The organism is Rhodococcus sp. 06-156-4 (assembly GCF_002259345.1).
Taxonomy (GTDB): Bacteria; Actinomycetota; Actinomycetes; order Mycobacteriales; family Mycobacteriaceae; genus Rhodococcoides; species Rhodococcoides fascians_E.
On record NZ_NPGB01000003.1, the window covers coordinates 216,951 to 232,913 of the forward strand.

Sequence of the window (15,963 nt, forward strand, 5' to 3'; positions counted from 1 at the left end):
ATCAGGCGCAGGTCCATCCGCCGTCGACGTAGAGCTCGGATCCGGTCACGAACGTCGAATCGTCACCGGCCAGAAACGCCACTGCAGCAGCGACTTCGGATGCTCGACCCAGCCTACCCATCGGGGTGTTGTCCACCATCGCCCGGTGCCGCTCGGAACCTTCGTACCTCTCCAGCAGCTGGTCGGTACCGATGAACCCGGGATGCAGTGAGTTGACGCGCACACCCTTCGTCGCCCAGTGCAGCGCGGCATTCTTCGTCATCGTTCGTACAGCGCCCTTCGCCGCCGCGTACGCGAAGCTGTTGCCCAGGCCACCGACGCTGCCCAGGATCGAGCAGACGTTGACGATCGACCCACCACCGGACCGTTCGATGAACGCGCCCGCATGCTTCATGCCGAGCCATGTTCCGGTCTGACTTATCTCGACCACCCGATTGAAATGATCCAGGGTCTCGTCCACAACCGTTGCGAGACTTCCGATCGCGCCGTTGTTGACGAGCGCGTCGATCCGCGAGAAACGTTCCGAGACCGCGGTTACGGCGTCACTCCATCCATCCTCGCTCGCTATGTCGAGGGGCAGTGCAAGATGGTTCTGTGGATTGTCCTGCAAGGCAACCAATTTCTCGCAGGACTCGAGGTCCAGGTCGGTCACCACCACCGAAGCACCCTCCGCCGCAAGACGCCCGACGATCGACGTACCCAGCCCACCGGTGGCACCGGTGACCAGGACTACCTTCCCTTCCAAACGTGCTGTGAACGACTGCATCCGGTTCGATCCTCCTCTAGAGCTTGCTCAGTACGTTGCGGCCGCCGACGGCCATCGCGAACGCGACGCCGATCGTCGTCACCGCCGTCATCAACAGGGCCATCGCTGCGACCAGTGGATAGGAACCGTTCTGCCACATGTCGAACAGCAAAGTACCCATCACTTGCGTGGTCGACGCCCGTACGAGCAGAGAGGCCGCGAATTCGTGCGTCAGCAGAATGAACATCAAGGCAACCGCGCTGAGAATTGTCGGGCGCATGAGCGGCAACATGATGCGCAACGTCGTCACGAACGGTGATGCGCCACTCGTGGCCGATGCCTCGGTGTATGTGTTGCCCAGCGAAAGCATCGCGGTCATCTGCATTCTCGTCGCGAAGGGCAGCATCAACACGACGTACACGAGGATGATGACCGTTCGGGTTCCGTACAGAATCAAGGGCGGTTCGGTGTAGGTGAGCAGAAATCCGACGCCGAAGATGACCGCAGGGATACCCAGCGGCAACGCGGTGATCAGATCGGCGATCAGTGCCAGGATCTTGAATCGTCGGCCGCGGACGAGAAGATTCGCCATCACGTAGCCGAGCGGGATACAGATCGCCACGGCCCCGAGGGAAGTCGACACACTTGTGAGCACCGACTGGAGTACCGCGCTGTCTCCGAGCAACTCGCGGAAATTGTCGAGGGTCAACAAGCCCCAGGACAACGATCCGGACCAGTAGGGCGTCAGCGACACGATGACCAGGCCCACCAACGGAATCACCAACGCCAGCAAAGCGAAGAGTCCGATGGTCACCGCAGCCCACGTGCCTCTGCCGCTCGGGGTCGAGAACGCCTTGCCGCCGTGAGTGACGAACCGAGTTTGATTGCCCAGCAGCACTTTCTGTGTGAGTACCAGAACGATTCCGAAGATCACCAGCGGCGATCCGGCTGCCGCGGCGGCGGCGAAGTCCGACGGCGATTCCGACACCCGCCGGTACATCTCCGTCGTCAGTACCTTGACGCCGCTGTTCTGCCCCAACAGCAGCGGGCCCGTGAACTGACCGAGGCCCAGCAGAAGGGCGATACCGCCGCCGTATATGAGGGAGGGGCGCAGCAACGGAAGAACGATCTTGAAGAAGATTCCGACGGTGTTCGATCCACTGATCTGAGCAGCTTCGAGGTGCTCGGAACTGATGTTCTGCATCCCCGAACTGACGAACAGATACACGAAGGAGGTCAGACCGAACCCGGTGAGGATGATGATCCACGGAACCGTGTAGACGTCGATCGGACCGGTGTCCGATCCGCTCCACCACGGCAACTTTCGCAACAGAACGTTGAGGTAGCCGGGTCCAGGAGACAGCAGGAAGGCCCACCCGACGATACTGGCCACCGCGGGCATGACGATCGGAAGAATCGGAATGATGCGCAGCCACCCGAGTTTCGCGGGCAGTCTGCTCGCAGCGAACGCGAGCAAGGTTCCGAGAACCATTGCGATGACCAGTGAGCCGAGCGCGAGCGCAATCGTCGTCCGTAGTGTCACTGCGACGTCGAATCGGCCGTACTGGCTCGAGTATCCGGCGGCGCCGTCCTCGAGCGCCAACATCTGGAGGCGAATCATCGGAAGCACCACGAGATATCCGAGTATGGCCAGCAGAGCTGCGTAGCCGATACGAGCTCGCCAGTGCGGCGGAATCGTGAACGACGACGAGGGTCCGGTGGCCGGTGTGGTGTCGGTGCCGGCGGGCGCGGTCAGCGTGGCCATCAGGACCGGTCTCCTGCGCCCGTTGTGACCAGGTTCGCGTTCGACGGGGCCTCGACGCCCGCGACGGGATAGACACGAAGACTCGACGGCGAGAAGCTGATCACGACGTCGTCCCCTGGGCTGCTACTGCGAAGCCACCGACCGTGCTCGGCTGCGGACGCTCGGAGCATCAGCTGTTCCGTACCGGTCTTGACCGTCACGTCGAAGTGTCGTCCGCCGTATTCGTGCGCGACCAACTGGGCGTGCAGTGGCACGTTGCCCGTGGGGACCTCGCTCGTCGACGCGTGCAGATGCACATCGTCGGGGCGGAAACGTGCGACGGCTGCTGCCCCGTGGTCGGCTCGGTCACGTACGACCGCCGACGACAGATCGATCGCGTCCCCGGCACTGGTGATCCACCCGTCGTGTCCGTTGTGAAGCTCGAGGCGATTGCCCATGCCGATGAAGGCGGCGACATATTCGGAAACAGGGTTCTCGAAGACGTCCTCGGGTGTGTCGTACTGTTCGATCTTTCCGGCCTTCATGATCGCCAGTCGATCACCGAGCGCGAAGGCCTCCGACTGGTCGTGGGTCACGAAGACCGCAGTGAACCCCAAGGTCTGGTGCAGCTGATGAATCTGTGAGCGAACTTGATCGCGGAGCCTGGCGTCGAGGTTGCTCAGCGGCTCGTCGAAGAGCACCAGATCCGGTTCCGCGACGAGCCCACGGGCCACCGCAACGCGCTGCTGTTGCCCACCACTCAACTGAGACGGGTAGCGATCGAGCAGCTTGCCGCAGTCGACCATCTCGGCGGCGGCCTCGACTGCGCCGTCGGCGATCGCCTTCTTCAGTTTGCGAACCTTCAAGGGGTAGCGAATGTTCTCTGCGACCGTCATGTGCGGCCACAGCGCGTACGACTGGAAGACCATGCCGATGCTGCGTTTGTGCGCCGGGACGTGAACCTTGGACGCCGCATCGAACACGGGCGCTCCTCGGAACGAGATAGAGCCACCCTGGGGTGTCTCGAGTCCGGCGAGGCAACGAAGCGTCGTCGTCTTTCCGCACCCGCTCGGCCCGAGCAACACGAGGAATTCCCCGTGCTCGATCTCGAGGTCGAGTCGGTCGACGACCACGTTCGATCCATAGGTCTTCACGAGACCGGAAACGGCAAATTGCGACGTCATCTACATGCTCACTTTCGAAACTTTCGGTGTACGAACGCCGGCTCCGGTGCCGCCGTCGACCATGATGTCCGACCCTGTCACGTAACTACTTTCGAAACCAGCAAGGAATCGGACGACGGTGGCGACCTCCGCGGGAGTGCCTCGACGCTGCATCGGAATGGTGCGTACGTACGACTCCACATCGTCTTCCGCGAAATCGGGGGTCGCGGTGATGGCTGTGTCGATGCTGCCCGGGCATACCGCATTGACTCGAATGTCCCTCTCTGCCAACTCCAGAGCGGCAACCTTGGTCAGCGCGCGCACCCCGAACTTCGAGGCACCGTAAGCGCCCAGTTCGGCAGTCGCCAACACGCCTCGCAGCGACGAGATGTTCACCACCGATCCACCGGAACGCATGTGATCGGCGGCTGCTTTCACCCCGAGAAAGGTTCCGACGAGGTTGAGCTCCAACATGTTACGAAACTGCTTCAGCGACGTCTGCTGCAACGTTGCCTTGATGGCCGCGCCTGCACTGTTGACGAGTACGTCGAGGCCGTGATCCTGCTGCTTCATGTCGGACATGACTGCAGCCCAGCTGTCTTCGTCGGTGACGTCGAGGTGCCGATAATGCGCTCCCGTTCCGAGTCGATCGGTCAGCCGCGCACCTGCTGCGTCATCGACGTCGGTGACGTACACCGTCGCTCCGTCGCCTGCGAACAACTCGGCACATGCTCCGCCGATTCCGCCGCATGCCCCCGTGATCAGAACGACCCGTCCTGTCATCGATCGGTCTTCTGCAGCCATATGAAGTCCACCGACCTTTCTCCTAAGTCCGAAATCAACCCTGGAACAGGGTCTGCCATTCCTGGGAATACTGCTCGACCTTCTCGGGTGTCAGGTCTGCTACGTCGGGCGAGGCGATGTCCTGTGCACGAGCAACTGCACCGTCGATGTCGGGCAGCGCTGCCGCGTACCCACCGTTCAGAGCGGTTTGGCCTTCGACGGAGACCATGAAGTTCGCCAGCACCTGAGCCGCGTTCGGATGCTGTGACGCACTGAGAACCTCTGCGTACCAGGGAGTTCCCCAGGGTTGCGCTGGGAGCGCCCAATCGACCGGAGCGCCTGCGGCGACCTCGGTGACGAGCGGCTGGACCGACGGACTCACCACTACCTCACCCGACGTGAGCGCCTGAGCGATACCGAGAGCGCTCGGGTACACGCGCGGCTGCAGCTCCGCCAACCGGTTCCAGTAGTCCTCGCCGTACTGCTCGTTGTAGTAGCCGTACATATCGACATACGACGCAATCCCGGTGGGATTGACGATGCCGATCTTGCCCCGATACTTCGGGTCGAGCAGATCGTCCGGAGTCGTCAAGCCCTCCGGAACAGCAGCAGTGTTCCATCCGAGTCCGAAGACCGCGGCACTGGACAGGAAGAACTTGTCGTCGATCACGCTGGCGTCGCGGTCGAAAGCCGGCGCGTCGAAATCAGGACCGACGAGATCGGTCGAGAACTTTCCGGACTCTGCCGCATTCTGGATCCAGGATGCGTCCGTGAGCATGTGCACATCGGCGATGCCGGTGCCGGTCCTGTTCTCGGTCTCCACTCGCGGGTTGATCTCGGAGTCCGTTCCGCGAACGTATTCCATCTTGATCTCGGGGTATTTGGCCTGAAATGCCGTGACCAGGGCGTCCAAGTTGGCGGGCTTCTGGCTCGAGTACAGCATCACGCTGCCCTCTTCCTTGGCTGCCGCAACTACCTCGTCCCAGCTGCCTTCGACGGGACCGGTTGCGTTGGAAGAGGACCCGCCGCACGCGGTGAGTCCGACCAGTGCCGCCGTCGCAGCCAAGGCGATCGCTGCCCTCGTGAGTGTCTTCATGTCTGCGTTCCTTCCGGGCACGCCGGTGAGCCCCGAGCCGACTCGCGCGGTTCTCGTCGAATGTGGTGAGACTCGTGGTTCGAAAGTCTCCGGGGTACGGCCACGACCTGCACCGCTCACCCGCGAAGCCAAACTGAACTGATCTCAGTTTGAAAGATATCCTCGACCTCGTGTGATGTCAATCACGAGAATCTGTTGACGTGATGGCGATCGCACGCTATGTAGCCGCGCTCTGGATCCGAGAATTCAGTACCGTTTCAGCCGCTGCGCGGCCGAACACCAGGGCACTGGCCAGTCCACCTGCATATGCGCGGTCCCACAGCCCACCGGTATCGGACCCAGCAGCCAGCAGGCCCGGAATCGGCACCCCGCCCGTATCCAGAACGCGTGCATGAGCATCGATCGATACGCCGTGGAACGGAAAGGTGATCGCTGGGGCCGTTTCGATGACGTAGTAGGGCGGTTCGGCGAGGGGCTCCGCATCCAGCGCACGGCCGGGAGCAAGCGATTCACGACGCTCTGCAGAGTTGTTGTACCTCGCGATGTTCGACGCAATCACAGCCCCGTCGTACCCCCATTCCTCGGGCAGGTACTCGAGCTCGTCCAAGAAATCTGCCCGTCCGACACGGCCGCCTCGCTTGCCTGCGATCTCGAACTTGTCCACGGCGACGGCCCCTTCGACGTAGGAGGCCAGCATCCAGTCCCGGTGCACCCGCGCGTCGGCGATCAGCAGACCTCGCGACTCGGGCTGGGCAAGCAGTTCCATGGTCGTCAGGTGGTCGCCCAATGTCTCGTCCACGAACCGTTCGTTGTTCAGGTTGAACAACAGGGCGTGTTCGCTGTAGTACAGGGACATGTCGACGAAGTCGGCAGGGTCCGTCAGCCGCACGCCGCTCGGAATCAGATGCCCGTAGAAGCCCGCGTTCTCGCCCCGCGTCGCGGCTCCGTTGGCTGTGGCCAACCGGTATCCGTCACCACGACTGTGTGGATTGGACCTGAGTTCCATCGAGCCCGCCGCCGCGTGGACGTGACGAGCAATCAGGTCTTTGCCACCCTGGAATCCACCGGTCGCCAGAAGAGTATGTCCAGCGTGAACTTCTCGACTTCGTTCCGAACCTGTCCGCACGCGAGCGCCACGCACGACGCCGCCGTCGAGAACCAGACTCTCGGTGACGGTGTCCAGCATTACGGTGCCGCCCGACTGGATGACGCTGCGCTTGCAGATGTCGATGTAGTGATTCGTGTCGAACTTGTGTCCACGGCCGAAACTCAAGATCTTCTGGGCCTCGCCCACGTCGACGCCGATCGATCGTATCCATTCGACGCCGTCTGCGAATCCGTCGATCAACCGGCGTTTCAACGCCGGGTCGCCGTCCGGATTCTGCTCGTGTAGCACCTCGTAGCTCGGAGCCGTCCACACGTATCCGGCAAAGCGAGCGGACCCACCGACATCGGATGCAATGTCGACGACGCAGACCGATTTGCCTTCTCGTGCGGCGCTGGCCGCTGCGGTGAGCCCCGCCATCCCCCCACCGATGACCAGCACATCGAATTCGGTGTTCGCCATATCTACGGCTCCGCTCTCTCGTTGGGTGTTCCGATCAGATGTGGACCGGACGGACCAGCACTCGGACACGTGGTTTCTCGGTGAGGTTGTGCGCAAGCGTGGTTCGTATGAGCTGCTCGGGGACAGTGAGCCGCACCGTTTCTTGCGCGCAGTACTCGGTCCAATTCTTGAAGGTGCAGAATTCGACGTAGCTCGACGGCGATTCGGGGGCTTGAGCCATCGACCAGCTCAACGCACCCAGGCGGAGCCTCGATGACCGCAATCGCCCCAGATCGTCGAAGAACTGTGCTGTCCGCTCGGATTCGACCGAATAGGTCGTCTCGACGATTACAGTGCGTCCGTCGTACGCCGGTCCGAGCGCGGGCGGTCCGGCCACTCCGGATGGATCGGGCGCTATGGACTCGCTGGGCAGGATGCCTCGGCGCAACAATCCGACCGCAGCTACGGCCATCATGCACGCAGACAAGACGATGGCCTGAACGAGACCCAGAGCGTCCGCCAAAAATCCCCACACGAGTGCCCCGATCGCTTGGCTGCCCTGGAACGTCAGCATGATGAATGCGATCACCCTTGCCTTGATCCACGCCGGCATCACTGCGTGTGTCGCGATCATCCACGTGCTCTGCACGCCCACCCACGCGGCGCCGACGACTACCAGGAGAACGAACACGGCCGATGTCCACGGTACGAACGCGAGGCCGATCAACACTGCCGCGTAAGCGCCTGATCCAGCCGCGGCGAATGCATTCCAACTCAGACGGGCCCGCAGTGGCAACAGTGCGACAGTGCCTGCCACTGCACCGATACCGACGGCACCGGACAGAACGCCGAACTCGAACGTCGTCACCTCCAGCAACTGATCGGCGACGACCGGCAGCAGCGCCCATAGGCAGCTCGCAGGAAGCCCGAACATCAACACGCGAAACAGCAGCCGACGCGTCCAACGCGAGTGTCCGATGAATCGAAGGCTTGTCGTCATCGATTCCACGATCGAACCGTTCTTCGGAGCTCGTCCGGACCCACGCGGAATCTGGCTTGCCGCCAGCACGGTGCACAGCAGGAAAAGCACGGCGACCAAGCCGAAGGTCGAGGTTGCACCCCACGCCGACAACAGGACACCACCGACCACCGGGCCTATCGCGCGCGCGCGCCGTTGAAGATCGCGCCGTCGATCGCGGGCACGACGGTCATCATCTCCCGCGTCGCCAGCGTCGGAAGAAGCGATTGCCACACGATCGCAACCAACGCGAGACCGCAGCCGGACAGGAAAACGGCCGCCATCAAGATCGGGGTGACCGCAAGCCCGAAGAACTGCAACATCGTCAGCAGGATCGACGTCACAAGGAGTCCTGCAGCCGTCCCCGCCAGCAGGGTGCGGTGGCCTGCGTGTTCCGCTATTGCGCCGATGGGGAGAGAAAAGAGAAAGAACGGAAGACTGGCCGCGAACTGCACCGACGACACCGTGAAAGCAGACTCGCCCGACTGGGTCAGAGTCCACTGGACCGCGAGGACCAGCATCCAGATTCCTACTGCAGCACTGAGCTCGTAGCCGAGCATGAGACGAAGTTTGCGTACACGAAACGGCGCCAAGAACCCAACCGACTCCGGATTTGCCACTGGTCGGCACTCCTTTCCGACTTCTCGATCTGAATCTAGTTCAGTTCACATGATTCGTGTTAGTTTCGAGCCGATTTGCCTACCGAGTCGTCCTCGGTCCTCGGATTTGCACCTCACACCGGAGGATTCACCCGCAATGGAAAGCAGAACGATCTGTCTCACGTCCCCTCCATCCGGAGAATTGTCCGGTCGGAACTTCGAGGTGCGCCGCGCCGAAGTCGATACTCTACGAACAGGCGAAGTGCTCGTACGCAATACATGGTTGTCGATCGACCCGTCGATTCGGCTACGACTCGGGCCGACGGTGCCCGCCGGCTATCTGTCGCCGATTCAGCCCGGGGAAGCATTGGTCGGACTTGCACTCGGGGAGGTCGTCGACTCTCGCAGCGATGACTTTTCACCCGGTGATGTCGTGTCGCACATGCTCGGGTACCGCGATTACGCGGTCGTCGACAGTGCACACGGGGGCCTCGGCGGGGCCGGCACATTGACGAGAATCGACCCGGGAACACTCCCGCACCAATGGTTCCTGGGGCCACTGGGCAGTTCGGGCCTGACGGCGTACGTCGGGTTGTTCGAGGTCCTCGGAATCGAACCATCCGACACCATCTGGGTGTCCGCCGCTGCCGGCGCGGTCGGCAGTATCGCGACGCAACTCGCGTCATTGCACGGTTGCACAGTCGTCGCATCGGCGGGCAGTCCGGACAAGGTGGCGCTTCTTCGTCGATCTCTGGGCGCTGCACAGGCTTTCGACTACCACGACGGCGACCTCGGTGCGTTGCTGGAATTGTCGGCCCCTAACGGCATCGATGGGTACTTCGACAATGTCGGCGGCTCACATTTCGCCGCCGCCCTCGACCACATGTCGCCCGGAGGCCGCATTGCGATGTGCGGCGCCGTCTCCACGTACGGCGCCGACAGCTCGATGCCCTCGAACCTGTTTCAGATCACGGCCAAAAGCCTTCGTTTACAGGGATTTCGGGCAGGGTCCTACAACCACCTGTACGACGACATGCGCACGCTCGTCGGAGGTCATCTTCAGGAGGGAACGATGGTCTACGAGGAATCGGTGTACGACGGGCTCGAACAAGCACCGGCCGCACTCATCGGAATGTTGAACGGTGACACAACGGGCAAGACCCTGTGCCGACTGTGATGGAGTATCGGGTACGTCGACGAAAGTTCTGGTTCGGGAATCGTTGCCGAAGTCATCGAGCCGAAGAGCAAACAACGTATCCACGAAGCGGCCGATCGGGGCGACCTCGTCGACGTGTTGACGCAGCTCTGAGTACGACGGTTGGGCCGGATCATCGCGGTCCACCTCGCCTGGACCCTGAAGGTCGTTCTCGGGGTCCGTGCCTGCAAAGAAACCAGCCCGTACAGCCGCGATCGTGACGGTCGGTCCACCGCCCGCGTTCGACACACCGAGAACTCGACCACAACCGTCGTGCGTGATTACGCCGCTGCAGCGAAACCGGCCGGCGACATCGCTCGAATCGTATCCCGGGTGTGGCCAACGTGCCCAGAGCCCTCCTGCTCGAAAACGGCAATCGGTCCAAGTCCAATGCCCTTCGCTCAGGCACGTCAGTCACCTAACCCCGTCGGTTCGACGTTCGACGGGGGGCGGCGTCCAACGTTCCATGAGGGCATCCTCGGTTGGCTGGTAAATCCTGAGCACCAGGAAGAATGGTTGTGGCGGTGCAGGCAGCCATACCTTGTCGGGCCCGACGTCGGACGGGGCCGTACCGCTGATCGTAACGCAGTACGGTTCTGTTGCGGTTCCATTTCTGTTGGTGGCCGATCCGATCGAGTGCACTCCCCCTGGAGCGTCGTAGAGCCACCCGGTTTCAGCGACATACAGGGTGATACTCCAGAATGCTTGCGCTGGAGGATGTTCGTCGAATTCGATCAAGTAGTCGACTCCTGGTGGTGCGGCAAGCTCTCGACCATGGCCGTCCACATACGTGTTGTACGAGCAGTTTTCCTCGACGACGTTCGCGCCGAGTCCGACGAAGTTCATCACGGCCCGTGCCAGAAAATTATGACCGTGAGCGCCCTTGTCGAGGACCCTGGTCCAACCAGAGTCGGTGCGTTGCCCCAGCGAGGATCTGGAATTGGACAGCATCGCCATAGCGGCCTCGAATCCCAGTTCTGTACCCCAGCTCATGGTGTCGTCGAGTTCGACAGCATCGGGTGTTCCTGGCCCGATGCAGATTTGCTGGAACTGGTGCACATGCGCTGCGTCCTGGATCGGCACTCCGTTCAAATCCAACACCGCGTCGAGCGCGGTCGAGAACGAACTCCACGATGTTTCGACTGCGCGTTGGTCGACTACCGGCCACGACCGCGCTGGGCGATCCGGCGCGGTGACAGTGACAGCATCCTGCATGGCGTGCACGGCGTGGAGGTCCGTCTGCCCGAACACCTGAATTCGCATCAGAAGCCAGATGATCGGTGTCGCGACCCGGAACACGATCGTGCCCTCATCTGCGACCTGCTCCGACTCGGTACAGGTGAGAAGGATTCGCTGCGGCTGCCGCGGATACGTCCTACGACTGACATTGCTGGCATTACTGTACGCGTCGAGAAAGTTGAGAGTGTAGTACCTGTCTCCGAATTCTGGGAGGTCGATCGTTACGGGGCGATCAGAAAGATCCAACCAGCCATTGGAATACAGGGTATCCACATTGGGAACACGGAACGGTTGAAACCCCGCGCCTGCAGTCCGGCGCTCGTGAACGAGCACGTTGAGTGCCCATTCCGTGCTCTCGACGGAATTCTGTTCGCTGTTGTTGGGAGCGCACGCCGCGCACATCGCAGCGTATTGGTACACGGGGGCTAAGCCGTACAGAACAGCCTGGAATGCAAGGATTCGTGCCAACTCCTGCCTGAATGACTTACCTGTTGGCGTGACATCCGGCCGGCTGGTGCCCCAATTCTGTTCAGCCAAATCGGGATCATACATTTGCAGACCGGAGAATCTCCGATCCCGAGGGGGAACAGCCAATTCGACGCCTTTCGTCTCGCGGACCCGCTTCGGAATCGAACGGTCTCGACGTTCTCGTCACAACGGCGACAATTTTGTGTGACGAGTGATTGACATCACCCACAGTAGCTGATGAACTGACCTCAGTTCAACTACGAAGGAGTGGTCGATGACATTCAGGTCTCGAAAATGCTTTGTACTTGCCGCGGCCTTGACCGCAACGCTGAGCCTCACATTGAGCGCCTGCAACTCCTCGCCGGGCGACACCAAGTCCGTCGACGGCAGCTGGCAGGACGTGATTGCGGCCGCAGAGCAGGAAGGCTCGGTGACGCTGTATTCGAGCCAGAACACGACAATCCTCGACAGTGTCAAAGCTGCATGGAACGAAAAGTATCCGAACATCTCACTCGAGTACGTTCGGGGCACCGACGCCGACCTCAACCCGCGCATCGAGGTGGAAAACAAGACGGGCAAGGGAATTGCGGACGTTCACGTTGTCACCGACTCCTCGTGGATTACGTCCGCTGCAGACTCGGGTAACTATTCGCAAGAACTGCGCGGACCCAGTTTCGACAATCCTGAATATCAGCGCGACTCCAGCGTTAAGAACAACAGGCTGTTTCTCGATGTCGCCGCGACTTTCGGAATGGGGTGGAACACCGCCGCGGTGGGGTCAGGCTTGACCGACCCGCGCGATGTTCTCGACCCGCAATACAAAGGCCGCGTCGGAGTGGTCAGTCCCGTCGGCATTGCCTCCTATGTCGATCTTTACAACTTCTACAAGAAGCATTTCGGTCAAGATTTTCAACAGCGGCTCGCGGCTCAGGAGCCGCGAATCTACCCCAGCGCGCTTGGCATCGCTCAAGCTTTGACCTCGGGTGAGGTCGTCGTTGCGCCGATGGTGCAGCCTTTGGTTCAAGAGGTTGCGTCAGGTGCTCCTGTGAACTGGGCCTTGCCTTCGCCTTCATGGGGAACTCCGTTCTACGGCCACATCACCTCCGTCGCGCCCAATCCCAATGCAGCACAAGTACTTGCCGACTTCCTCGTCAGCAGAGAAGGTCAGACTGCGCAGGCCATTGGCGTGGCCACAGCGCTTCCCGGTATTGAAGGAGCAACCGCCGACGCGCATGATATTCAAGTACCGGATCCCACAGAATTGACCAAGCAGTACGTCGACGCGCAGTCCGCGGAATGGGAGCAACAATTTTTGCGCTGACCGTCCGAGTGCTACGTCAGGCCAAGCCAAGTACCCAACACAGTGCTACCAACCCGAGAGCAGGCACCACCGCGGCTATCACGTGAATCTCGAGTCGGGCCTTGGAGATCGATCGATCTCCACAGCCCGACCGAGCAGCGCGCAATCGCGACGACCAACGACCGACAACTAGGACTGCGGCGGCAAACACAGCAAAAACAGTGAACCCCATCAGCAAGGGATGTCCGTTGTGTACCGCTATACGAAGTTCGATCACAGCAGATATAGCGACTGCACATTCGGTTCGTTCCCAGGCCAACGCGGTCCGCTCGACTTGCAGTCCTCCGTCGCCCAGTTCACCACCCGGCACCACGGGCGGCGGACACCCTCGACCAAATCTTCTCATCGAAATATCGCCCACAGAACAAGGACACCGACGGCACCCAACACGATCGCAAGGGGCACCGCCATAGCCGAGGACGGAAGGGCTTGTCCATGACGCATCGACCGCTCGGAGCGAGCCCAGTTGCACCAAGCCAGGAGTGGGAATACGACGGACGATGCGATCAGCAGGATCAACGCGAAGACGCCTGCGACGGATCCATCGCCGATGTCGAAAACGTGCAGAGCTACACCCGCAGCCATCATCGCCAGGGATGTGCGGATCCATGCCAGATAGGTTCGCTCGTTCGCAAGACTGAAGCGAGGGTCGGGTTCCTCTCCTGCAGCAAAGACCCACCGAGGAAACCTCTTTCGACCAACGCTGCCATCCTTACCGCCCATTCTCCAACAACCTCACAATGCGTCGATTTTTGCGATGCAGAAGACGATGCACCGACACCGACGCTACTCTTGACATGAATTCACTTCAATAGATTTGAGGACGGTTATGGCGAACGGGTCACCGGCGGAAACGTCTTCGATATACGACGATGCACTGCGACTGCAGGTCTGGGCGTATCCCATTGTGTTCGCCCAGCGTTTGAGGCTGCGCTTCACGTCTCCTCTGAACCCGCACGCTCGGAGACCGCCGACTTCGGCCGGTGCCGCCCTGAACAGTATGGGGCATCAACGTCGCTTGTCGGACCACACCCTGACGGCCGGGGTAGCGCCGAACGTCGACACTCTGTACTCGCTCGCATTTGTCGACCTCGATGCCGGTACTTTCAAGCTCGAACTCCCCGATTTCGCGGACCGCTATTATTGCGTGCAGATCGGCGAGGCCGACTCGACCACAAACACGGTTTTCGGTAGTCGCACGCACGGATCACAGAGCCCACCGAAAGTACTGCGCAGGTTTCGTCACCATACGGGGCGTGCTGACACTTCCGTCGAATTCGTCGACTGCCTCTCGCGATACGTCATGGTCGCCGTCCGAATTCTGGTCGACCCGTCAAGTACAGCAGACTTGGCGCACGTCCACGACCTACAGGACCGGATTACCCTGACCGGCCCCACGTCCGAACAATCTCTTCACGATGGCGAGGCTCATCTTCTCACGCGCGACCGGACTCAGGAGATGCTGCTTCCGTCTGCATTCCTGGCTTCCACCGAATACGCGCTCGCAGCGCTCAGTTGCGAGGACATACCGAATTGGGTAACCGTGGCCCACGCCCGGTTACTCCTGGCCCTGAATTCGCCCGATCACAACTACAGTTTTGTACAACAGCAATTCAAGGACGGCTTGCAGGCAGGTCTCGACCGTATTCGTGAGCACGTCCGTTCGATTGGAACGATGGTCAACGGTTGGGCCATCAATCACACGGGCTCGGACTTCGGAGAAGACGATCTCCTGCGGGCGGCCGTCGCGTACGCCCAGATCTACATCAACCCCGCCGAAGAAGCCTTGTATCCCGTCTGCGAGCAAGACTCCGACGGCGTCTTGCTCAGTGGCACAGCGCGGTACAAAATTACCTTCTCGCAACGCGAACTACCACCAGCGCAATACTTTTGGTCAATGACGATGTACCACGCCCGCGGGCTGCTGTACGGCAACGAAATCAACCGGTACGCAATCACCGACCGGACACGCGCACTATGTTGGGGCAGCGACGGATCGCTGACCATTCACATACAAACGGAAAGACCACCCGCCGGCATCGAAACCAATTGGCTCCCCTGTCCGCCCGGCGACTTCCGGCTCATGCTGCGACTCTACGGACCCAAAACAGCAGACTGGGTACCACCACCTGTACATCGGGTAGCCGGTCCAGCCTGATCGAACCGCGTACTGATTTACTGCCGACAGAGCGTGTGCGGCATCTACACCGACCCAAGATCACGATCGCTGGCTTTCGGCCGCCCGTGCATGCAACGAAAGGCCGAGCTGTAGACTCGCCCATCAAGCCGACATCAGCAGGCAAGAACTCGCTGATCGCCGCCGCCGTCATAGCCATGTACGGCGTCGGACAGGTAAGCGGCGACGGTGACCGGGTACGACGGGAGCGCCACGTGACCGTTCGCCGTGCACCAGTCCGTTAAGCGTCTCCACGCGGCGGCGTAGGTCTTACGCGTTCCTTACAGCGGGAGGACTCTACAGCGCTCGGGATTCGCTTCGCGACGGCGAGCTGGATCTCGGGCTCCACAGCCAAAATGTGAATCACCAACTCAACTTCTAGACCGTTCGATGCAAAGGCCTCACCCCGGCCTAGCCGGCGCTGTGAAGGTGTTGCTGGTGTGCAGTGATGCCGCAATGTAGGAGACCAGACGCATCACGCCCAGTAGCCGGGATTGTTGTTACCTGGCTGCACAAATCCAAGGTCGTCCAAGCGTGTAGGCCGACATTCGGGGATCTGCAAGACAAGCGAGTTTTCGATGACCTGTGATTGTCTGGGACACTGAACCTCTTGTCGACAACAATTGTCATTATCGGAGGAAGAACAAAAACCGCTGCTCAGCAGCGGTTTTTGCGTGGAGCCCCCTAACGGGATTGAACCGTTGACCGCTCGCTTACAAGGCGAGTGCTCTACCGCTGAGCTAAGGAGGCGTTGTGCGGGGACAGCATATCCGTTCATCGAACGCACAGTCCAAACAGGTACCTTGTCGGTGGATCACCCCAGCTACAGAA

The 15,963-nt window shown here is 61.0% G+C and carries 14 protein-coding genes and 1 tRNA gene; 3 read left to right on the forward strand and 12 right to left on the reverse strand.

Going from position 1 to position 15,963, the window contains the following annotated elements:
• Position 1: 1 nt before the first annotated feature.
• The 8 genes from CH290_RS01240 to CH290_RS30115 all read right to left on the reverse strand — a co-directional run bounded on the left by CH290_RS01240 (position 2) and on the right by CH290_RS30115 (position 8,715).
• Positions 2-766: an SDR family NAD(P)-dependent oxidoreductase gene (locus CH290_RS01240; protein ID WP_033189170.1), complete on the reverse strand. Its 765-nt coding sequence runs from the start codon at positions 764-766 to the stop codon at positions 2-4.
• A 16-nt stretch (positions 767-782) separates the two neighbouring features.
• Positions 783-2,510 carry an ABC transporter permease gene (locus CH290_RS01245; protein WP_080748710.1) on the reverse strand — a complete coding sequence of 576 codons (1,728 nt, stop codon included), beginning with the start codon at positions 2,508-2,510 and terminating at the stop codon, positions 783-785.
• The gene (locus CH290_RS01250) at positions 2,510-3,673 is read right to left on the reverse strand and encodes an ABC transporter ATP-binding protein (RefSeq protein ID WP_033189169.1); all 1,164 of its coding nucleotides are present in this window, start codon (positions 3,671-3,673) and stop codon (positions 2,510-2,512) included. Before CH290_RS01250 ends, CH290_RS01245 begins: the two co-directional genes overlap by 1 nt.
• On the reverse strand, positions 3,674-4,456 hold the full coding sequence (locus CH290_RS01255; RefSeq protein WP_052083142.1) for an SDR family NAD(P)-dependent oxidoreductase: 783 nt from the start codon (positions 4,454-4,456) through the stop codon (positions 3,674-3,676). It abuts the gene before it with no gap.
• Between the two features lie 34 nt (positions 4,457-4,490).
• Positions 4,491-5,531, reverse strand: a complete 1,041-nt coding sequence (locus tag CH290_RS01260) for an ABC transporter substrate-binding protein (protein ID WP_033189523.1) — start codon at positions 5,529-5,531, stop codon at positions 4,491-4,493.
• A gap of 217 nt (positions 5,532-5,748) precedes the next feature.
• Positions 5,749-7,098, reverse strand: coding sequence for an FAD-dependent oxidoreductase (locus CH290_RS01265; protein WP_033189168.1), 1,350 nt, complete (start codon positions 7,096-7,098; stop codon positions 5,749-5,751).
• 34 nt (positions 7,099-7,132) lie between these two features.
• On the reverse strand, positions 7,133-8,227 hold the full coding sequence (locus CH290_RS01270) for an MFS transporter (RefSeq protein WP_033189167.1): 1,095 nt from the start codon (positions 8,225-8,227) through the stop codon (positions 7,133-7,135).
• A gap of 5 nt (positions 8,228-8,232) precedes the next feature.
• Positions 8,233-8,715: an MFS transporter gene (locus tag CH290_RS30115; protein ID WP_033189166.1), complete on the reverse strand. Its 483-nt coding sequence runs from the start codon at positions 8,713-8,715 to the stop codon at positions 8,233-8,235.
• Positions 8,716-8,851: 136 nt separating this feature from the next.
• On the opposite strand from CH290_RS30115, the gene CH290_RS01275 reads away from it, so the two are divergent.
• Positions 8,852-9,871, forward strand: coding sequence for an NADP-dependent oxidoreductase (locus tag CH290_RS01275; protein WP_033189165.1), 1,020 nt, complete (start codon positions 8,852-8,854; stop codon positions 9,869-9,871).
• A gap of 432 nt (positions 9,872-10,303) precedes the next feature.
• On the opposite strand, the gene CH290_RS01280 is transcribed toward CH290_RS01275, so the two are convergent.
• Entirely contained in the window at positions 10,304-11,680 is a 1,377-nt protein-coding gene (locus CH290_RS01280) for a DUF1254 domain-containing protein (RefSeq protein WP_080748708.1), read from the reverse strand.
• Between the two features lie 190 nt (positions 11,681-11,870).
• Between CH290_RS01280 and CH290_RS01285 the strand changes: the two genes are divergently transcribed.
• Positions 11,871-12,917, forward strand: a complete 1,047-nt coding sequence (locus CH290_RS01285; protein ID WP_033189163.1) for an ABC transporter substrate-binding protein — start codon at positions 11,871-11,873, stop codon at positions 12,915-12,917.
• A 16-nt stretch (positions 12,918-12,933) separates the two neighbouring features.
• Here CH290_RS01285 and CH290_RS31080 read toward each other — a convergent pair whose 3' ends face one another.
• Positions 12,934-13,302: a DUF202 domain-containing protein gene (locus CH290_RS31080; RefSeq protein WP_080748707.1), complete on the reverse strand. Its 369-nt coding sequence runs from the start codon at positions 13,300-13,302 to the stop codon at positions 12,934-12,936.
• On the reverse strand, positions 13,299-13,544 hold the full coding sequence (locus CH290_RS31085; protein WP_249277799.1) for a YidH family protein: 246 nt from the start codon (positions 13,542-13,544) through the stop codon (positions 13,299-13,301). Before CH290_RS31085 ends, CH290_RS31080 begins: the two co-directional genes overlap by 4 nt.
• A 412-nt stretch (positions 13,545-13,956) precedes the next feature.
• Between CH290_RS31085 and CH290_RS01300 the strand changes: the two genes are divergently transcribed.
• Positions 13,957-15,114 carry a DUF1214 domain-containing protein gene (locus tag CH290_RS01300; RefSeq protein ID WP_254924983.1) on the forward strand — a complete coding sequence of 386 codons (1,158 nt, stop codon included), beginning with the start codon at positions 13,957-13,959 and terminating at the stop codon, positions 15,112-15,114.
• Between the two features lie 693 nt (positions 15,115-15,807).
• Here CH290_RS01300 and CH290_RS01310 read toward each other — a convergent pair.
• A tRNA-Thr gene (locus CH290_RS01310) sits at positions 15,808-15,882 on the reverse strand.
• Between the last annotated feature and the right edge of the window lie 81 nt (positions 15,883-15,963).